The sequence below is a fragment of the Enterobacter sp. BNK-8 genome, assembly GCF_048685095.1.
Taxonomy (GTDB): Bacteria; Pseudomonadota; Gammaproteobacteria; order Enterobacterales; family Enterobacteriaceae; genus Enterobacter; species Enterobacter quasiroggenkampii.
This window is the reverse complement of record NZ_JBLQTN010000001.1, coordinates 817,578-837,900: the sequence shown is the minus strand read 5'-3', so window position 1 is coordinate 837,900 and position 20,323 is coordinate 817,578. Positions and strand designations below refer to the sequence as shown.

The window sequence follows — 20,323 nt, the reverse complement described above, 5'->3', positions numbered from 1 at the left end:
ATCTCACAGGGAATGTAGGCCGGGTAAGGCGAAGCCGCTACCCGGCACAAAGGTTAGTGCGCCCCTTTCGCCTGGGTCACAATCTCTTCCAGGTTTTCAGGCATTGGCTCATACGGCGTCTCTTTCGCCGTTGGCGTGTCGACTTTCAATGCCGCCAGCGCGGTCTTGAGAGAATACAACGCCAGCACCACGACCACCACCATAAAGAAGATGGTCAGCCCGGCGTCCAGACGGTTGTTAAACACCAGCTGCGACAGCTGTGATTCGGTGTACTGTGCCGGGATCTTGCCGCTGTCGATCATCGCCTGGAACTTGTTGGCAATTGCCAGGAAGCCCACCTTATTATCCGGACTGAAGGCCTTCTGCCAGCCCGCCGTCAGGGTACAGATCAGCAGCCACGCGGTAGGCACCAGCGCCACCCACGCATAGCGCTGGCGCTTCATCTTGAACAGCACCACCGCGCAGAGCATCAGCGCCATGCCCGCCAGCATCTGGTTGGCGATACCGAACAGCGGCCACAGGGTGTTAATCCCGCCCAGCGGATCGACCACGCCCTGATGCAGGAAATAGCCCCACGCCAGCACGCACAGCGCCGTCGCCAGCAGATTAGCCGGGAGCGAGTCGGTCCGCTTCAGGTTCGGGGAGATGACGCCCAGCAGATCCTGCAGCATAAAGCGCGCCGCACGGGTTCCCGCATCCACCGCGGTCAGGATAAACAGCGCTTCAAACAGAATGGCGAAGTGATACCAGAACGACACATCCATCAGCCCGCCCAGCGCGCCGTGGAGAATATACGCCATGCCCACCGCCAGCGTCGGCGCCCCGCCCGCGCGGGAGATAATGGACTGCTCGCCCACTTCGCTGGCGATGCTCGTCAACGTATCAGGGGTAATCGCGAAGCCCCAGCCGCTCACCACCTGCGCGGCAGATGCCACCACGTCAACGGTACCGGCCGGAGCCAGGACCGCCATCGGGCTGTTCATCGCGAAGTAGACGCCCGGGTCGATAATGCAGGCTGAGACCAGTGCCATGATGGCCACGAAGGACTCCATCAGCATGCCGCCGTAGCCAATCAGGCAGGCCTGATTTTCATTCGCCAGCATCTTCGGCGTCGTCCCGGAGGCGATCAGCGCGTGGAAGCCCGACACCGCACCGCAGGCAATGGTAATAAACAGGAACGGGAACAGGTTGCCGGTCCAGACCGGGCCGGTGCCGTCGATAAATTTGGTTAATGCCGGCATGGTCAGGGTCGGGCGCATAATCAGAATGCCGATTGCCAGCCCGACGATGGTGCCGATTTTCAGGAACGTTGAAAGGTAGTCGCGCGGGGCCAGCAGCAGCCACACCGGCAGCACCGCCGCCACAAAGCCGTAGCCCACCAGCATCCAGGTCAGCTGTACACCGGTAAAGTCGAAGAACGGTGCCCAGGTCGGGCTTTCCGCCACCCAGCCGCCGGAGATAATGGCGAACACGAGCAACACCAGACCAATCACCGACACTTCACCAATGCGGCCCGGACGCAGGTAGCGGATGTAGATCCCCATGAACAGCGCCAGCGGAATGGTAAAGGCTACGGTATACGTTCCCCACGGGCTGTGCGTCAACGCTTTCACTACGATCATCGCCAGCACCGCGAGGATGATCACCATGATCATAAAGGTCGCCACCAGCGCAATCACCCCGGCAGTGGCCCCCATCTCCTCTTTCACCAGTTCACCCAGCGAACGTCCGTCGCGGCGGGTGGAGACGAACAGCACCATAAAGTCCTGCACCGCCCCCGCCAGCACCACCCCGGCGAGGATCCAGATCATCCCCGGCAGGTAGCCCATCTGCGCCGCCAGCACCGGGCCCACCAGCGGGCCTGCCCCGGCGATCGCCGCAAAATGGTGACCGAACAGCACTTTCTTGTCGGTCGGCACGTAGTCCAGACCGTCGTTATGGCGGACGGCAGGCGTCATGCGGGTGCTATCGACCGCCAGAACATTTTTAGCGATATAGCGGCCATAAAAACGATAGGCGATCAGGTAAACGCAGACCGAGGCAACGACGATCCAGAGCGCGTTGATCTGCTCCCCCCGGTTGAGGGCGATGTAGCCCAGGGCAAAGGCTCCCACAACGGAGAGCCCTGCCCATGTAAGGTATTTCCCTGAGTTGTTCATAGTTGTTGTCCGTTGTTGTGAAACAGTGAGATGTTACATTTTGTTTCTAGAACAACCGGAAAAATTTAACAACTTTGAAACGCAATAATGCGTGGTCAAACCAGAGATTTACACCACAGTGTTAAGCCGATCACTTTGATCTGCCTGGGCTAGCCCAGCACCATCGTACTCAATCGGCAGGTACAGCACCGCCGCCCCTGCTCGTCGAAAACCCCAATCTCCCAGCTCTGGCTCGAACGCCCAAGATGCAGCGGCTGACACACGCCACGAACCGTGCCGTGGGATACCGCCCGATGATGCGTGGCGTTCAGCTCCGTTCCCACCACGCTCTGTCCGTCGCGGGTCATCAGAAATCCGGCCATTGAGCCGAGCGTTTCCGCCAGCGCCGCCGAGGCCCCGCCGTGGAGCAGGCCAAACGGCTGATGGGTACGCGCATCCACCGGCATCTCCGCTTCCAGCGTATCGTCCCCGAGGCGGGTATAGACGATGCCCAGGTTCGCCACCAGAGTATTCACGCTGGTGGCGTTCAGTTCCTCAAGCGATAAATGACGTTTCCAGATCATTTACGCCCCCAGCGTGGAGCCGCCGTCCACCACGATATCCTGCAGGGTGATATGGCTGGCGGCATCGGAGGCAAGGAACAACACCGTACTGGAGATCTCCTGTGGACGGGCAATTTTGCCCAGCGGAATACCGAGCTTAAACTGCTCGCCGAAGCCGCGGATGCGCTGCTGCTCCGCATCGTCGCTTTTCCACAGGGTGCGCTGCATATCGGTGTCCGTTGAGCCCGGCGACACCAGATTGCAGCGCACGCCGCTGCCTGCCAGCTCCAGCCCGACGGTCAGGGCCAGGCTTTTCAGCGCCGCTTTCGATGCGCCATAGGCGCTCATGCCGATGCGCGGCGTGTGCGCCGCATCGGACGCCACGGTAACAATCGCCCCGCCCTGCTGACGGCGGAACTGCCCCATGGTCTGCTGGAACAGATTGAACGCGCCGCCAACGTTGACCGCAAAGGTGTCCTGCCAGTCCTTCTGCGAGAGCTGGTCCGTCGCCCCCATGCGCAGAATGCCCGCCGCGTTGACCAGCACGTCCAGCCGTTCGAGCGAAGCCAGCACGCGCCCGCACACCTCATGCACCTTCGCGGCATCCGCCACGTCCAGCGTTTCGGTGGTAAACGGATAGTGATCCTGCGGGAAGGCCAAATCGAACCCGGTCACCTGCGCGCCGGCTTCGGCAAATGCCAGTGCGGTCGCGTAGCCAATCCCCTTCCCCGCGCCCGTCACCCAGACGGTTTTACCGGTGAAATCCCATCCCATCACTTCACCTCGCGGGAAAGCAGCGCCCACCAGGCGTCGAGGGTCGGATTTTTCGCCAGCATCACGAAGTCGATATCGCCGTGTACTTTGCGCCAGCGGGCGGCCAGCGCCATCATGCGTACCGAATCCAGTCCGTAGTCGATCAGGTTTTCGTCATCCATCGGCTCGTCGGACTCATCCAGCAGCGGCAGGATCAGCTCGCGCAGCGCGGCCTTCGAGGCCGGAACGGACGGCAGCAGTTCGTCAGTCATCACTACGCGGCCCGAGCGTCCGGCCACATAGTTCAGCGACATCAGGTGCTCGTCACGGGTGAAATCCGCCAGTGCGTCGGCAATGAAGAACGGCTTAATGTCGCGCATAAAGGCGTCGGTGGCGGTGGTCATGCAGCCGATGTGGGCGTACACGCCGGTAATCAGCAGCTGGTTGCGGCCCGTCTCTTTCAGCATCTGCTCCAGCGGCGAGCGGTGGAACGCGCTGTAGCGCCACTTCACCAGCACCGTGTCCGCTTCGTCCGGCGCCAGCTCGGCGACGATGCGCTGCTGCTCCGGCGAACGGGTCAGGCCCGGGCCCCACATGTCGTTCAGCAGGGCGCGATCGTCATCGCTCTGCTCTTTTGGCTGCGCGGTGTAGTACACCGGGATATTGTGTTCTTTGCACCAGGCGCGCAGTCTGGCGATGTTCGCCACCACCTGCTGCATCATCTCGCTGTTTTCGCCCCAGAAGTTCAGGAAATACTCCTGCATATCGTGGATCAGCAGCGCCGCGCGCTCGGGCTCAAACGCCCAGTTCACCTTGCTAGTTGGCAACTCTGCGGCGGTCGGCAGCGCGTAAGCGGTTAATTTTGGAATGGCCATACTCTGTTCCTCAGCCCCGGGCGCGTTCAGCAAGCCACAGGCGCAACTGTTTCTTATCGACTTTGCCGACCGGCGTCAGCGGGAGCGCATCCACGCTCTCCACGCGGTCCGGCAGCTTGAATTCGGCGACGCCCTGCTCGCGCAGAAAGCGACGCACCTCGACCGCGCGCAGGGGCTGTTTCACCACCAGATACGCGCAGCTCTTCTCACCCAGCAGGCTATCCTCCATGCTCACCAGCGCGGCGTGGATCACCGACTCATGGCGCAGCAGCAGGTTCTCGATCTCTTCGGCAGCAATCTTCTCGCCGCCGCGGTTGATCTGATCTTTCTCGCGCCCCTGCACGGTGATGTAGCCCTGCTCATCAATGGCGATCAGATCCCCGGAGCAGTAAAAGCCGTCTGCGTCGAAGGCGCTGGCGTTGTGTTCCGGGCTGTTGAAATAGCCGCGGAAGGTATACGGGCCGCGCGTCATCAGGCGCCCGACTTCCCCGCGCGGCAGCGGGTTGCCGTGCTCGTCCGCCACCCACACTTCGTCGTCCGGGCACATCGGTCGGCCCTGGGTGTTGATGATGCGTTCCGGCGCGTCGTCGAGCGCGGTGTAGTTCACCAGCCCTTCTGCCATGCCGAACACTTGCTGCAGCTGGCAGCCGATTTCTGCCGGAATGCGCGCCGCAAGCGTGGCGGAAAGGCGTGCGCCGCCCACCTGCAGCAGCTTCAGGGAGTTAAGCTGCGCGTTCCCCGCACCGTCGGCAATCGCCTGCAGCCAGAGGCTGACCGCCGGCGGGACCAGCGAGGTGACGTTAATCTGATGCTGTTCGATCAGCGGGAAGCAGAGCGTGGCGCTCGGATCGTTCGCCAGCACCACGCAGCCGCCCGCGGTAAAGACGCCCAGTGAGCCCGGCGAGCTCATGGCGTAGTTGTGCGCCGCGGGCAGCGCGTTCAGATACCGGGTATGCGCAGTGATACCGCAGATCTCGTTGCTGCGGCGAATGCTGTAGTCGTAGTCGTTGTGCGTCCGCGGGATCAGCTTCGGCGTGCCGGTACTGCCGCCGGAGAGCTGGAAGAATGCCACTTCGTCGGCGGGCGTCGGGTTAGGGATAAAATTGTCCACCGGAAGCGCAATCGCCGCGTCCAGAGCATATTCACCCTTATCGCCACGCAGGAGCACGACGCGCACCGAGCGATGTTCATCCACAAAGGCATGAAGAAAATCATCGCCCGCAAACAGCGCATGGTCGCGATCGGCGATCAGCACGGCGGGGTTGATCTGCGCCGCGTAGGCGTTCAGCTCGCTGCGCTGGTGGCTAAAGAGCGCGTTGACCGGCGCGACGCCAATTTGCAGCAACGCGAAGAAGGTCATGTAAAACTCGGCCACGTTGCCAAGCTGCACCAGCGCCGTCTCTCCACGCTGCAGCCCACGCGCCTGAAGGGCTGAGGCCAGGTTGTTTACGGCCTGATTCAGCGCGCGGTAGGTAATGTGGCGATCGCCATCGATAATCGCCACCGCATCGCTGTCCGCCCGATCCGTCAGGATGTGGGTCAACGGCAGATCCTGCCAGTAGCCTTTTTCACGGTATCGGCGGGCAAATGCCTCAGGCCAGCGGGTAAAGGGAATGGTCATGAGTCTTCCTTAGTGCAAACCAAACACGTTGAGCATGGTGGAGAGCTTCACGCCCGTCTCGCGCCACTCGCCCACCGGGGAGGAGGCAGGCACAATGCCCGCACCGGCAAACAGGCGAACGGTATTTTCACGAAGACGCGCGCAGCGGATGGTCACCACCCACTCGCCGTTGCCTTCGCTGTCGCACCAGCCAACGATGCCGCCAAACAGCTCGCGGTCGAACGGCTCCAGCTCGGCAATCAGCTCTTTCGCCGCCTGATGCGGGAAGCCGCTCAGCGCCGGGGTCGGGTGCAGCAGGCAGGCCAGGGTCAGGGCGTTCTCGTTTTCACGCGCCTCGCCTTCCACCGGCGTCGCCAGATGCCACAGCGTCGGCGTGGTAATCAACTGAGGAGAATCAGGCATGCTGAGATGATGGCTGCGCGGTGCCAGAATGGCCTTCATCGCCTGGGTGACCAGGTCGTGCTCGTGACGGTCCTTTTCGGAGGCCAGCAGCTTGTTGCCCGCTTCGCGATCCAGCACGTCGTCCGGCTGACGGCGCGCGGAGCCTGCCAGCGGCAGCGAGCTAAAGTGCGCCCCCTCTTTGCGCAGCAGCAGCTCCGGGCTAGCGCCCAGCAGCACGCCGCCGTCTTCCAGCGGCACGTGGAAGTTGAAGCTCGCCGGGTTCTGGGCGATCAGGCGCTCCATCAGGGCGCCGCTGTCCATGCGTTTGTCGGTCGCGATATCAATCAGGCGTGACAGCACCACCTTGTTCACCTGCGGCGTGGCGGTCAGCGACGCGGCGCGAGCGACCATCTCTTCGAAGACGGGCTGCGGCGGGATCTCGGTGCGTTGTGCCACCTTCAGCGTCTGCGCGCCGGAAAAATAACGTGCGGACTGCTGACGTGCGGGACGGGAAAAGGTTTCCCAGCGTTGCGGAATAAACAGCGACGAGGGCTTGCGGGTGTCGAACGGGATCGCCCCCACCATCACCGGGTGAGCAATACCGCTGGCTTTTGCCGTGCGGAAGGCCTGGGCTAATTTTTGCTGGAAGCGACCCGCCGGATCGTCACCGCCGACGGCGGGTTCACTGAAGCGGGCAAAGCAGCCGGACGTGGTAAAGCTGCGGTAAGGCGACATAAAGAAAAAACGGTCTGATTCCAGCGTGGTTGCGGCGTGCTGAACTTCCTCAGCCAGGGACGTATCCATATCATCCTCCTCAAAATGATAAAAGAAGCAATAATGATTATCATTTATATTTTCGTCGGCTAACCTAATCCCACATCGCTTCGCTGTCAACCGTCGGGCAAATAACTTGTGCGACAAAAGCTTGCATCCCAGTGCGGCAACCATGAAAATGAGAAGCATTATCTTCAACAAAAACAGGATCCCGCGCTGTGAAATTCCCTGCCGTTTTCCGTAATCCCCTGCTTTTATTATCACTTTTTGTTTTAGGACTTACCTCAGCCGCAGCCGCCGACTGGCCGCGTCAGGTGACTGACAGCCGCGGGGTACATACCCTTGAGCACAAACCGACGCGCATTGTCTCCACCAGCGTGACCTTAACCGGCTCCCTGCTGGCCATTGACGCACCGGTCGTCGCCAGCGGCGCGACCACGCCAAACAACCGCGTGGCGGATGGACAGGGTTTCCTGCGCCAGTGGGGCGATATCGCGAAGCAGCGCAAGGTAGCGCGGCTGTACATTGGCGAGCCGAGCGCCGAAGCGGTAGCCGCGCAAATGCCGGACCTGATTTTGATCAGCGCCACCGGCGGGGATTCCGCACTGGCGCTGTACGATCAGCTCTCAGCTATCGCGCCGACGCTTATCATCAACTACGACGACAAGAGCTGGCAGGCGCTGCTGACTCAGCTGGGCGCGATCACCGGACACGAAAAGCAGGCCGCCGGGCGCATAGCCGCGTTTGATACACAGCTCGCGCAGGTGAAACAGCAAATGACGCTGCCGCCGCAGCCGGTGAACGCCATCGTCTACACCGCCGCCGCGCATTCCGCCAACCTGTGGACCGCCGAATCGGCGCAGGGCAAGCTGCTGCACCAGCTGGGCTTTACGCTGGCGGAGCTGCCTGCCGGGTTGCAGACCTCAACAAGCCAGGGCAAGCGCCACGACATTATCCAGCTGGGCGGTGAAAACCTGGCGACGGGACTGAACGGCGAAGGGCTGTTTGTGTTTGCCGGTGATGAGAAAGACGTGGCGGCGATTTACGCTAACCCGCTGCTGGCGCACCTACCGTCGGTGAAAAACAAGCGCGTGTGGGCGTTAGGAACCGAGACGTTCCGCCTGGATTATTACAGCGCGATGTTGGTGTTGCAGCGTTTAGAGGCAATTTTCGGGTAATGTATGCGCCCGGTGGCGCTTCGCTTACCGGGCCTACGGGTGCAAAATGTAGGCCGGGTAAGGCGCAGCCGCCACCCGGCAAATCACACAGGGGCACTCTCCTGCCTGAACCGCCGCAATTCCACCAGCACCACCAATAAGATCACACCAACCATCGCTAACACAAACCCGCTGCTGCTCGCTGACGCCACCGGGCTCATTATCGCCCCCAGCCCGCCGAGGATCGCCGCACCGATGGCATCGCCCGTGACGTTCTGCGCGGTCCACAGGCCGTTGATGCGCCCGAGCATCCCTTCCGGCGTCTGGGTCTGGATCAGGGTGTACTGCAAGAGCGAGCTGATGGCGCTCAGCCAGCCAAAGATCACCAGACACATCACCCCGAGCGCCCAGACCGGCATCAGGCTAAAGAAGCCAATGGCGATAAACGAGGCCAGCGTGGCAAGCAGCATAATCAGCCCCGGACGCGCGCTCTGCGCCAGGTTGCCGCTGGTCAGCGCCCCGCAGGCCGCACCGAGCGGAATCGCGGCGTACAGCAGGCCAATCTCCGAGGCGCTCATCCGCCACTCTCCCGCTAACGCCGGATACAGCACGCGCACGGCGCTCGCCATGGTCAGCAGGCCGCCAAGCAGCGCAATGCCGCCAATCAGCGGGTTACTCAACAGAAAACGAATAGCGGCCATCAGTGATGTCAGCGGATGCTCGCGCGGCTGCGGCGGGGGTGGCAGCAGCGGCAGGCGCAGCAGCGTCAGCGTGGTGATAAACGTCCCCGCCGCCGCCAGGCCGTAGTTCCACGCCACGTTGCCGGTCGCCAGCAGCAGGCCGCCGACCATCGGCGAAATCACCGAGCCGAGGCGCACGGTGAGCATGGTGATTGCCCCCGCCTGCATCAGGTTCTCGCGCCCGACCAGCGCGGGCGTCGCCGCCAGCAGCGCCGTCACGCCTAAGGAGGCAAAGAAACCGTCCCACAGCCCGAGGGCATATATGGCCATCAGCGACGGCTCCGGCAGCATAGCGTTCAGACACAGCCCGATAAAGCCCACGCCGCAGGTGCCGCGCGCCAGCAGGATCAGCTTTTTACGCTCGTAGCGGTCCGCCAGCACGCCGCCGACCATCAGGCCGATGAACATCGCCCCGCCGGTTAACGTCACCGATAACCCCACCAGCCAGCTGGAGTGCGTCATAGTCTGGATCTGGACCGGCACGGCCACGCCGAGCAGACCGAGGGATAAAATGGAGATAAAACGAGCGATAAAGACGGCGCGATACGCCGGGTGCGTTTTGAGCAGGCTGAGGTTGAGCAGCCAGGATTTTTGATTCATGACAAAGCCTTGAGTGTAATTCTACCCATTCCATGGGCGCACATGCTAACATAGCCAAATAAGATAGATAACGATAATCACTATCATTATCAAATCATGGATGTTGCTATGTCGTTTTCCTCTTCTTCGGTGCGCGCCATTGCCGTGCCCGTTTTATTGCTGCTATTGAGCCTGGCGATTGCGCTCAGCCTGCTGGTCGGCGCCAAGCCGCTGCCCGCCTCCGTTATCGTTGATGCGCTCTCCGGCACCTGTCAGAGCGCCGACTGCGTCATCGTGCTCGACGCCCGTCTGCCCCGCACCCTTGCCGGACTGCTGGCCGGCGGCGCGCTCGGCCTTGCCGGTGCGTTGATGCAAACCCTTACCCGTAACCCGCTGGCGGACCCCGGCATTCTCGGCGTGAACTCCGGTGCCAGCTTTGCCATCGTGCTCGGCGCGGCGCTGTTCGGTTTGACGTCGCCCTCTGAACAGCTGGTGATGGCCTTTTGCGGCGCGCTGGCCGCCTCGCTGGTGGTGGCGTTTACCGGCAGCCAGGGCGGCGGGCAGCTGAGCCCGGTACGCCTGACGCTGGCGGGCGTGGCGCTTGCCGCGGTGCTGGAAGGCTTGTCCAACGGCATCGCCCTGCTCAACCCGGACGTTTACGACCAGCTGCGCTTCTGGCAGGCCGGCTCGCTGGATATCCGCACCCTTGAAACCCTGAAAGTGGTGGCGATCCCGGTGATGATTGCCGTCGTCGTAGCGCTGTCGTTAAGCCGGGCGCTGAACAGCCTGAGCCTCGGCAGCGACACCGCCACCGCCCTAGGCAACCGCGTGGCGCGCACGCAGCTGACGGGCCTGCTGGCCATCACCGTCCTGTGCGGCAGCGCGACCGCCGTGGTTGGCCCGATTGCCTTTATCGGCCTGATGATGCCCCATATGGCGCGCTGGCTGGTGGGGGCGGATCACCGCTGGTCCCTGCCCGTCACGCTGCTGGCGACCCCTGCCCTGCTGCTGTTTGCCGACGTGCTGGGCCGCCTGCTGGTGCCCGGCGAGCTGCGCGTCTCGGTGGTCAGCGCCTTTATCGGTGCGCCGATGCTGATTTTCCTGGTACGCCGTAGACGCGGAGGTGGCGCATGATGGCTCCCTCCCGGCGTTTAGTCGCCTGCGTCTCCCTGCTGGTTATCGCCATTCTGCTGCTGGCAACGTGGAGCCTGCGCAGCGGCGCGGTGACGCTTGATTTCACCCAGGTGTTTGACGCCCTGCTCGGCAGCGCGCCGCGCAATATCACCCTGGTTGTCACCGAATGGCGACTGCCGCGCGTGGCGATGGCCATTCTGGTGGGCGCGGCGCTCGGGGTCAGCGGCGCGATCTTCCAGTCGCTGATGCGCAACCCGCTCGGCAGCCCGGACGTGATGGGCCTCAATACCGGGGCCTGGAGCGGCGTGCTGGTGGCGATGGTGCTGTTCGGCCAGCACCTGACGGCCATCACCTTTACGGCGATGGCGGGCGGCATTCTGACGTCGCTGGTTATCTGGCTGTTGGCCTGGCGCAACGGCATCGACACCTTCCGACTGATCATTATCGGTATCGGCATCCGTGCGATGCTGATGGCCTTTAACACATGGCTGCTGCTGCAGGCCTCGCTGGAAACGGCGCTTTCCGCCGGGCTGTGGTACGCGGGCTCCCTCAACGGCCTGACGTGGGGCAAAACCTGGCCCGCGGCACCGCTGATTGTGCTGATGTTTATCGGCGCGCTGCTGCTGGTACGGCGCATGCGGCTGCTGGAGATGGGCGACGACAGCGCCTGCGCGCTGGGCGTGGGCGTTGAGCGCTCGCGCCTGATGCTGATGCTGGTCGCCGTACTGCTGACCGCCGCCTCCACCGCCATCGCCGGGCCGATATCGTTTATCGCCCTTGTCGCGCCGCATATCGCACGACGTCTAAGCGGGACGGCGCGCTGGGGATTAACTCAGGCGGCGCTGTGCGGCGCGCTGCTGCTGCTGGCCGCCGATCTCTGCGCCCAGCGGCTGTTTATGCCTTACCAGCTTCCAGTGGGCGTGGTGACCGTCAGCCTCGGCGGCATTTACCTTATCGTCTTGCTCGTTCAGGAGTCACGCAAGAAATGACAGATTCAACCACCCGCTTGCGCGGCGAAAATCTCACCCTCGGTTACGGCAAAAAAATTATTGCCCGTGATTTATCCGTCGCCATTCCGGACGGCCACTTCACGGCGATTATCGGCCCGAACGGCTGCGGAAAATCGACCCTGCTGCGCACACTGAGCCGCCTGATGACGCCGGTTGCGGGGAGCGTGCTTCTCGACGGCGAGCAGATCCAGCGCTTCGCCAGCAAAGAGGTGGCCAGGCGCATCGGGCTGCTGGCGCAAAACGCCACCACGCCGGGGGACATCACGGTGCAGGAGCTGGTCTCGCGCGGACGCTATCCGCACCAGCCGCTGTTTACCCGCTGGCGCAAGGAAGATGACGAGGCGGTGAACCGCGCGATGCGGGCGACGGGCATTACCGATCTCGCTCAGCAAAGCGTGGATACCCTTTCCGGCGGACAGCGTCAGCGCGCGTGGATCGCGATGGTGCTGGCGCAGGAGACCTCCATCATGCTGCTGGACGAGCCGACAACGTGGCTGGATATCAGCCACCAGATTGACCTGCTGGAGCTGCTGAGCGAGCTGAACCGCGCGCAGGGGTACACCCTGGCGGCGGTACTGCACGATTTAAACCAGGCGTGCCGCTATGCCACGCACCTGATTGCCTTGCGAGACGGGGAGATTGTGGCGCAGGGCGCGCCGAAGGAGATTGTTACGCCGGAGCTGATCGCGCGGATCTACGGCCTGCGCTGCATGATAATCAACGATCCGGTGGCGGGCACGCCGCTGGTGGTGCCGTTAGGTCGACGGTAATTGCCGGGTGGCGGCTACGCCTTACCCGGCCTACACCCGGCGCTTTTGACGTTACCCCAAAATATTCTTCAACACCGGCCCTATCTTCTCAAACGCCTGCGGTGAAATGATATCCACGTGGGCGCAATCCTGGCTGTACACCTCAAGCTCCGCCACCCACGGCGCCCAGGCCGCCTGCGGATCCATGGTTCGCGTGCGCTCGGCGACAAACAGCGTCGCTTTGCCGTCAAAGCGCGCGCTGTGTGCCGTGGTGAGCAGCCGCACCGCGTCGGCGTAGTTGCCTTCAATGGCGTTAAACAGCTCGCTGGAGCCCTGCCCCTGCTGGGCGGCGATAAACGCCTGACGTTCCCGCTCGATCTCTGCCAGCACCGCCGGGTCGAGGCCGTTAGCCTCTTTTTCCGCCCAGTTCTGGGTTTCCGGCGGCCAGGTATCCAGCAGGCCGAGGAACGAAACCGCTTCACCCTGCCCGCGCAGGCGGGCCGCAATCCCCTGCGCCAGCGTGCCGCCGAGGGAATAACCGAACAGGTAATACGGCCCCTGCGGCTGCTGCTTACGTAACGTAGACAGGTGGCGCTCGATCACCCCATCCAGATCCGCACTTTCCTGCATCGGCCCGTCCGGGCGCGGCGACTGAATGCCGACGATTGACCAGCGCGGGCTGAGGTAGCGCGCCAGCACGCTAAACTGCCAGGCAAAGCCGGACGCCGGATGGAAGCAGAACAGCGTCGGGCCGTCGCCCTCACGCAGCGGCAGAAGCGTTTCATACCCCAGACGCTGCGCCTGCTCGTCGCTCATCTGCGAGTCCAGCAGGGCGCTAAGCTTGCTGACCGTCGAGGCGACCATAATCTGCCCCGGCGTGACCTTGCGGTTGAACGCACGGCTAAGCTGTGCCGCCAGACGCATAGCCAGCAGCGAGTGGCCGCCGAGGGCAAAGAAATCCGCCTCAATGTCGTTGATCTCGCAGCCCAGCAGCGCAGCAAACGCCTGCGCGACGGCGATTTCGGTTTCGCTTTCCGGGGCCCGTCCGGACGTTTTACCGGTCAGTTCCGGCAGCGGCAGCGCCTTGCGATCCAGCTTGCCGTTGGCGCTCAGCGGCAGCGCGCTGATTTGCAGCAGCACCACCGGCACCATATGCGGCGGCAGCTGGGCTTTGAGCGATTCCAGCAGCGCGTCGCGGTCCAGCGGTAAGCCGGATTCAGAAACCACGTACCCCACCAGCTGGCGGGCATCGCCGCCCGTTGCCGCCGCCTGGTTGAAGACGCAGGCGTGCGCCACGGCCTGGGCCACGTCCGGCAGCGACAGCATCGCCCGGTCGATTTCACCCAGCTCGATGCGCTGGCCGCGAATTTTAAGCTGGTCGTCGCTGCGGCCCAGATATTCCACCGCGCCGTTATCCAGCCAGCGGGCAACGTCTCCGGTGCGGTACATCCGCTCGCCCGGCGCAAACAGGTCGGCGATAAAGCGGCTGGCGGTGAGATCGGGGCGTCCCAGATACCCCTGCGCCAGCTGGATGCCGGTGAGGTAGAGATCGCCCGCCACGCCGAACGGTACCGGGCGCATCATCGCATCCAGAATGCGCAGCCCCGTATTCCACACCGGGAAGCCGATCGGCACGCTGTTGCCTTCCACCGCCGCCAGCTCAGGCCCAAACGCCGGATACCAGCTGACGTCCACCGCCGCTTCCGTCGGGCCATAAAGATTGTGCAGCGGCACGCGGGTCAGCTCTTCCCACTCGCGGCACAGCGCCGTCGGCAGCGCTTCGCCGCTGCAGAACACTTGCTTAAGCGTTTTGCAGCAGTCGACGTTTTCCGGCGTCAGCGAGGCAACAAACGCCGCCAGCATCGACGGCACGAAGTGGGTAGTGGTCACGCCATAGTGGGAGAAGAAGCTTTGCATCGCCTGCGGATCGCGGTGCGCGTCCGGCTCGGCCATCACCAGCTTCGCCCCGGCGATAAACGGCCACCAGAACTCCCACACCGACACGTCAAAGCTGCACGGCGTTTTCTGCGCCACTACGTCAAACGACGTCAGTGGATAATGATCCTGCATCCACTTCAGGCGGTTAACGATGGCGGTATGGCCGACCATGACCCCTTTTGGACGCCCGGTCGAGCCGGAGGTAAAGATGATGTACGCCGTCTGCTCCGGCTTCGCCAGCCGCAGCGGTTCAGCACCCGCGGTCGGTAATAGTGTGTTGTAACTAAACGTCTCGACGGAGAGATCGCTAAAGCGCGGAAGCTGTTCGTCAGTGGTAATGAGCAGGGACGGCTTCGCATCCTCCAGCATCATCCGCAGGCGATCGTCCGGGTAGCCGGTGTCGAGCGGCAGCCACGCGGCGCCCGCCTCCACAATGCCGTGCAGCGCTAACGTCAGGAATACCGAGCGCGGCAGGGCCACCGCCACGCTGTCGCCCGGCTTCACGCCGCGCGCGCGCAGCAGATTTGCCAGCGCGACGACCTGCTCGCGCATCTGGCGATAGTTCAGCTCAACGTGCGCATCCGCCAGCGCCGGGGCATCTGGCGTTTTGCTCGCCTGTTCCGCCACCAGATCCGCGAGCGTAGTGGACGGCAGCGCCAGTCCGGTATCGTTGATGCGTGCGAGCTTTGCGTATTCCTGTTCTGAAACGGTTTCCACCTCGCCGCAGCGCAGGTCCGGGTTGGCCGCAAATTGCCTCAGCATCGCGTTCAGGCGCGCGACGTGACGCGTCAGCGTCGCCTCGTCGTAGCGCTGTTTATTGGCGATGATCTCAATGCTCAACCCGCCCTGCTCGTCCGGGAACAGCGCCAGTTCCAGATCGTTCACCGGGCCGGTCGCCAGCGTGTGGGTGATGGCCTCCACGCCGTCGATATCCAGCTGGTAGTCGAACACTTTCACGTTCAGCACCGGGCCGAACAGCGCTTCATCGCCCGCAGCTTTCCCACTGTCGCGCACGATCTGCTCAGCGTCGTAGCGCTGGTGGCGGCGCATTTTTTTCAGCTGGTTCGCCAGGCGCAGCGCCAGCGAGGGCAGGCTCTCCTGCGGATCGATATTGACCGCCAGCGGCAGGACGTTAAGCACCGGTCCGGTCGCGGTCAGGGCTGCGGACCCCATCCTTCGCATAAAGATAAACCCGGCGGCGTAGTCCAGCCGTCCGGTGAGGCGCCCCAGCCACAGCGCCACCAGCGCAAGCGCCAGGTCGGTGCGCTGTACGTTTTCTGCCGCCTGCGCAAGCTGGCTAAAAGCACGACCGTCGGCGGCGATTTTCAGGCGCAGGATATCCGTTGTCGCGGCACGACCCGGCAGCGGCGCGGAGGAGAGCGAGACCGGAGAAGGCAGCTGTTTGCGCTGCTCGGCCCAGAACGCGCCGTCGCGCTGGTACGCCTCGCTGTCGCGATAGCGCTGGTACTCGTCCACCACCTCTGCAAATGGGGTAAACGGGGATTCAGGCGTGGGGTCGCCCTTTTTCCACGCGGCATAAATTGCGGCGATCTGGCGGGTAATGGCCGGGAAGCTGAAGCCATCCACTACCAGATGATGATAGCGCTGATACCAGTACCAGTGGTTGTCACCGACCTGAATCAGCTGGTGAAACGCCAGCGGCTGACCGCTGTCGACGCGCAGGTTCTGGTTAAGATCGGATTCCATCAGCGCCACGGCGGCGGCGTGGGAATCAACGCGAACAACGGACGGTTCCGGCAGAATGAAGGTCTCATCCACCCACTGCCACACCTCACCGTTTTCTTCTGCAAAACGCATGCGCAGGGTATCGGCCTGCAGCATGCCTTCCGCAATGGCTTTAACCAGCAGTGGCGCATCGATATTGCCTTTCAGCTCGGTGTAGTGCGCCACGCTCCAGGCGTTTGGCAGCGTGGACAGCTGTTCCGCCATCCAGATCCCCAGCTGGGCGGCGACGAGAGGAAGACGGTTCATGCTTTCTCCCCCACAAAGTAAGACGGCTCAAGCGTTTGCCAGTGCCCGGCAAGCCACTGCTGGCACGCCTCCTGCGACTGTGCTTCGCACACCACGCGCCACCCTGCCGGCAGTTCGCACTGCTGCGGCCACAGGCTGTACTGCCCCTGGTCGTTTTGCAAAATGGCGAACTGTCCCTGCGGATTATCGAAAGGATTGCTGAATTCCATACAGACTCCGTTAGTGAATAAGCGGCTGCCAGAGGGTCATCAGCCCCTGCGTCAGCCCACCGCGCCAGCAAAGCGCATCGTGTCCGCCGTCAACCTGACGCCAGATAACCGGTTGGTGTATGTGCAGTTCGGCGTAAATCGCCTGATTCGCGCGGAAGATGAGCGGCTCGTTGCGCCCGGCTTCAAGAATGATGCGTAGCCCGCGAGGAGATATTTCACCGGCTTTAAGTTGTTCGATTAACAGCCCGTCCTGCTGGCCGCCGCGGTGTGGCCACCAGTAAGAGCCGGACTGGCTAAGCACGCAGCCAAAACGCTGCGGCCAGTGGAGGCCAGCATAAAGCGACGCGAGACCGCCAAAGCTCTGGCCAGCCACCACCGTACGGTCGGCGCGGTCGCTAAACGGCACGCGTTTTTTAACAAGGGGGAGAAGTTCTTCCTGCACCGCCAGCCAGAAATCGGGATTGCACGGCAGCTCGCGGTTCCGATGCTCCATGTCGATAACATCGATTAAGACGTAGACCGCAGGCGGTAATTTGCGCTCGGCGGTGAGCGACGCCAGTGCAGGCCAGACCGGCATGCTTTCGGCCCAGAACTGCCCGTCGAGCAGCACCGCCAGCGGGCGTTCCGGGCTATGATCCCCGGTAGTGAAAATCCAGACGCGACGGCGATTTTTCAGGCGCGCGCTTTCCCACTCAATGCAGACTGGCGGCTGATACGGCGTATCGGGATGATTCCACCCCGGCTGAACCGGCGCGCCCGGCATCTCCAGCGCGGAGACGGCATGGCCGCGCCCGCCGCGCCAGCTTTGCGGATTCAGCGGGTCGGAAACCGCGTGCGGCAGCAGCTTGCGCCACCCTTCGCGAAGCGCCATGCGCTCCGGCTGCTCGCCTTCAAACACGACACTGGCAAAATCGTTTTCATTCACGGAAGGGATAAAACAGTAGCTTCCGCGCCACTCGGGGCTGAACTCGCCCTGCCACTGCCAGACGTCGGTATCGGGAATGCGTTCGAGAGACTGCGGGCGGGCATTTTGGTGGTGATCGGTCACGCCGGTGACGTAGAGCCAGACGCGTTTGATCGGTGACGTTCTTTGCGTTCCTGCCGGGTCACGCCACCAGAACGTGACGCGATAGTTTCCCTTTTCCGGCGTCCATTCAGGCCCGTTTTTCGACTGCCACCACGCTTCACTTCCCGTTGTTAACGCCGTCACCCTTATAACCTCATGTTTAACAGTCTTTTTTGTTTCAGAGCAAATTTTATTGATAATATTATTGATAACTATTTGCATTTGCAATAGCGTAGTGCCCGCGCTGTGGGAAGCGCTCATAAAACAACCACAAAAGCAGGACGTACAATGAATAAGAAGATTCACTCTCTGGCCTTGCTGGTCAATTTAGGGATTTACGGCGTCGCGCTGCCCGCTCTGGCAGACGACAACTCCGCCTCTGCGCAGCACGAAGACACGATGGTGATCACCGCCGCCGAGCAGAATCTGCAGGCGCCGGGGGTATCGACCATCACCGCCGATGAGATACGTAAAAACCCGCCCGCGCGGGACGTGGCTGAAATCATCCGCACCATGCCAGGCGTTAACCTGACCGGTAACTCCACCAGCGGCCAGCGCGGGAATAACCGTCAGATTGATATCCGCGGCATGGGGCCAGAAAACACCCTGATCCTGATCGACGGTAAGCCGGTGACCAGCCGTAACTCCATCCGTCTGGGCTGGCGCGGCGAGCGCGACACCCGCGGCGATACCGGCTGGGTGCCGCCGGAGATGATCGAGCGCATCGAAGTGATCCGCGGTCCGGCCGCCGCGCGCTATGGCAACGGCGCGGCAGGTGGCGTGGTGAACATCATCACCAAAAAATTCGACGACCAGTGGCACGGCTCCTGGAATACCTACCTGAATGCGCCTGAGCACAAGGATGAAGGTTCCACCAAACGCACCAACTTCAGCCTGAGCGGCCCGCTGGGCGGCGACTTCAGCTTCAGCATGTTCGGCAATCTGGACAAAACCCAGGCCGACGCGTGGGACATCAACCAGGGTCATCAGTCTGACCGAACCGGTGCCTACGCCGACACGCTGCCCGCGGGCCGTGAAGGGGTGGAAAATAAAGACATCAACGGCGTGGTGCGCTGGGACTTTGCGCCGATGCAGTCTCTGGAATTTGAGGCGGGCTATAGCCGTCAGAATAACCTCTACGCCGGTGATACCCAGAACACCAACAACGACAACAGCTCCAGCGGCCTGGTGAAAAAGAACTACGGCAAAGAGACCAACCGTATCTATCGCCAGAACTTCGCGGTGACCTGGAACGGCGGCTGGGATAACGGCATTACCACCAGCAACTGGGCGCAGTACGAGCACACCCGCAACTCCCGTCTGGGCGAAGGGCTGGCGGGCGGTCTGGAAGGCCTGTTCAACAGTAATAAATTCACCGACACCGATCTGGCAGACGTGATGCTGCACAGTGAAATCAACCTGCCGATTGATTTCCTCGTTAACCAGAACCTGACGCTCGGCACCGAGTGGAACCAGCAGCGCATGAAGGACTCAACCTCCTTCACCCAAACCCAGCAGGGCGGCACCATTCCGGGCATGAGCAATGACCGCAGCCCGTACACGTCGGCAGAGATTTTCTCTCTGTTCGCCGAAAACAACATGGAGCTGACCGACAGCACCATGCTGACCCCTGCCCTGCGCTTCGACCATCACACCATCGTCGGCAACAACTGGAGCCCGTCACTTAACCTGTCGCAGGGTCTGGGGGATGACTTCACGCTGAAGATGGGGATCGCCCGCGCCTATAAGGCGCCGAGCCTGTACCAGACCAACCCGAACTACCTGCTCTACAGCAAAGGCCAGGGCTGCTACGCCAGCTCCGACGGCGTGGGCTGCTACATGATGGGTAACGACGACCTGAAGGCCGAAACCAGCATCAACAAAGAGATTGGCCTGGAGTGGAAACACGACGGCTGGCTGGCGGGCGTCACCTGGTTCCGCAACGACTACCGCGACAAGATTGAAGCGGGCTACGCGCCGATTGGTCACACTTCTTCCGGTAAAGTGCAGACGGATATCTACCAGTGGGAAAACGTGCCGAAGGCGGTGGTTGAAGGTCTGGAAGGCTCCCTGAACGTGCCGGTCAGCGACACGATTAACTGGACCAACAACATCACCTACATGCTGCAGAGCAAGAACAAGGAGACCGGCGACCGTCTGTCGATCATTCCGGAGTACACGCTGAACTCCACTCTGAGCTGGCAGGTGCATCAGGACGTGTCGCTCCAGTCGACCTTTACCTGGTACGGCAAGCAGCAGCCGAAGAAGTACAACTACAAAGGTCAGCCTGTCACCGGGTCTGAGAAAGACGAAGTCAGCCCGTACAGCATCATGGGTCTGAGCGCAACCTGGGACATGACCAAAAACGTCAGCCTGACCGGCGGCGTGGATAACGTCTTCGACAAGCGCCAGTGGCGCGCGGGTAATGCCCAGACCACGGGCAACGCCACCACCGGTGCGTATATGTACGGCGCGGGGGCTTATACCTATAATGAGCCAGGCCGCACGTGGTATATGAGCGTGAATACGCGTTTCTGATAAAGGCAACAACGCCTCCCTCTCCCTGTGGGAGAGGGCTGGGGTGAGGACGAGGTGAAAGCAAAACGGCAACCCCGTTGCCGTTTTTAGTGTTTGCTCCCTCTCC

The 20,323-nt window shown here is 62.3% G+C and carries 15 protein-coding genes; 5 read left to right on the top strand and 10 right to left on the bottom strand.

The window, feature by feature from the left end; translation table 11 throughout:
• Positions 1-53 precede the first annotated feature (53 nt).
• The 6 genes from cstA to entC all read right to left on the bottom strand — a co-directional run bounded on the left by cstA (position 54) and on the right by entC (position 7,135).
• Positions 54-2,159 carry a pyruvate/proton symporter CstA gene (cstA, locus tag ACMGGU_RS03965; RefSeq protein WP_045909616.1) on the bottom strand — a complete coding sequence of 702 codons (2,106 nt, stop codon included), beginning with the start codon at positions 2,157-2,159 and terminating at the stop codon, positions 54-56.
• Between the two features lie 149 nt (positions 2,160-2,308).
• Positions 2,309-2,722, bottom strand: a complete 414-nt coding sequence (gene entH / locus ACMGGU_RS03960) for a proofreading thioesterase EntH (RefSeq protein ID WP_047745870.1) — start codon at positions 2,720-2,722, stop codon at positions 2,309-2,311.
• On the bottom strand, positions 2,723-3,475 hold the full coding sequence (entA, locus tag ACMGGU_RS03955; RefSeq protein ID WP_262805487.1) for a 2,3-dihydro-2,3-dihydroxybenzoate dehydrogenase EntA: 753 nt from the start codon (positions 3,473-3,475) through the stop codon (positions 2,723-2,725).
• Positions 3,475-4,329 carry an isochorismatase gene (locus ACMGGU_RS03950; RefSeq protein ID WP_045909619.1) on the bottom strand — a complete coding sequence of 285 codons (855 nt, stop codon included), beginning with the start codon at positions 4,327-4,329 and terminating at the stop codon, positions 3,475-3,477. The genes entA and ACMGGU_RS03950 overlap by 1 nt, the downstream gene beginning before the upstream one ends.
• A gap of 10 nt (positions 4,330-4,339) precedes the next feature.
• On the bottom strand, positions 4,340-5,950 hold the full coding sequence (entE, locus tag ACMGGU_RS03945) for a (2,3-dihydroxybenzoyl)adenylate synthase EntE (protein ID WP_252077435.1): 1,611 nt from the start codon (positions 5,948-5,950) through the stop codon (positions 4,340-4,342).
• A 9-nt stretch (positions 5,951-5,959) separates the two neighbouring features.
• Entirely contained in the window at positions 5,960-7,135 is a 1,176-nt protein-coding gene (gene entC, locus ACMGGU_RS03940; RefSeq protein WP_395299877.1) for an isochorismate synthase EntC, read from the bottom strand.
• Positions 7,136-7,323: 188 nt separating this feature from the next.
• Between entC and fepB the strand changes: the two genes are divergently transcribed.
• Positions 7,324-8,283 carry a Fe2+-enterobactin ABC transporter substrate-binding protein gene (gene fepB, locus ACMGGU_RS03935; protein WP_395299876.1) on the top strand — a complete coding sequence of 320 codons (960 nt, stop codon included), beginning with the start codon at positions 7,324-7,326 and terminating at the stop codon, positions 8,281-8,283.
• Positions 8,284-8,366: 83 nt separating this feature from the next.
• Here the strand turns inward: fepB and entS are convergent, their stop codons facing one another.
• Entirely contained in the window at positions 8,367-9,602 is a 1,236-nt protein-coding gene (gene entS, locus ACMGGU_RS03930) for an enterobactin transporter EntS (RefSeq protein ID WP_420300267.1), read from the bottom strand.
• Between the two features lie 108 nt (positions 9,603-9,710).
• Between entS and fepD the strand changes: the two genes are divergently transcribed.
• Genes fepD through fepC form a run of 3 tightly spaced genes read left to right on the top strand, consistent with a single transcriptional unit; the run spans position 9,711 to position 12,495 of the window.
• The gene (gene fepD, locus ACMGGU_RS03925) at positions 9,711-10,715 is read left to right on the top strand and encodes a Fe(3+)-siderophore ABC transporter permease (RefSeq protein WP_395299874.1); all 1,005 of its coding nucleotides are present in this window, start codon (positions 9,711-9,713) and stop codon (positions 10,713-10,715) included.
• A complete protein-coding gene (gene fepG, locus ACMGGU_RS03920) occupies positions 10,715-11,704 on the top strand; it encodes an iron-enterobactin ABC transporter permease (protein WP_395299984.1) in 990 nt (329 codons plus the stop codon). Before fepD ends, fepG begins: the two co-directional genes overlap by 1 nt.
• Positions 11,701-12,495 carry an iron-enterobactin ABC transporter ATP-binding protein gene (fepC, locus tag ACMGGU_RS03915; protein ID WP_126534578.1) on the top strand — a complete coding sequence of 265 codons (795 nt, stop codon included), beginning with the start codon at positions 11,701-11,703 and terminating at the stop codon, positions 12,493-12,495. Before fepG ends, fepC begins: the two co-directional genes overlap by 4 nt.
• A gap of 51 nt (positions 12,496-12,546) precedes the next feature.
• On the opposite strand, the gene entF is transcribed toward fepC, so the two are convergent.
• The 3 genes from entF to fes are packed head-to-tail and all read right to left on the bottom strand — an operon-like array spanning position 12,547 to position 17,823.
• The gene (gene entF / locus ACMGGU_RS03910; RefSeq protein WP_420300266.1) at positions 12,547-16,404 is read right to left on the bottom strand and encodes an enterobactin non-ribosomal peptide synthetase EntF; all 3,858 of its coding nucleotides are present in this window, start codon (positions 16,402-16,404) and stop codon (positions 12,547-12,549) included.
• Positions 16,401-16,613 carry an MbtH family protein gene (locus ACMGGU_RS03905; RefSeq protein ID WP_045909628.1) on the bottom strand — a complete coding sequence of 71 codons (213 nt, stop codon included), beginning with the start codon at positions 16,611-16,613 and terminating at the stop codon, positions 16,401-16,403. Before ACMGGU_RS03905 ends, entF begins: the two co-directional genes overlap by 4 nt.
• 10 nt (positions 16,614-16,623) lie before the next feature.
• Positions 16,624-17,823, bottom strand: coding sequence for an enterochelin esterase (fes, locus tag ACMGGU_RS03900; protein WP_262796913.1), 1,200 nt, complete (start codon positions 17,821-17,823; stop codon positions 16,624-16,626).
• Positions 17,824-17,967: 144 nt separating this feature from the next.
• Between fes and ACMGGU_RS03895 the strand changes: the two genes are divergently transcribed.
• Positions 17,968-20,217, top strand: coding sequence for a TonB-dependent siderophore receptor (locus ACMGGU_RS03895; protein WP_420300265.1), 2,250 nt, complete (start codon positions 17,968-17,970; stop codon positions 20,215-20,217).
• The last annotated feature ends 106 nt before the right edge of the window (positions 20,218-20,323 follow it).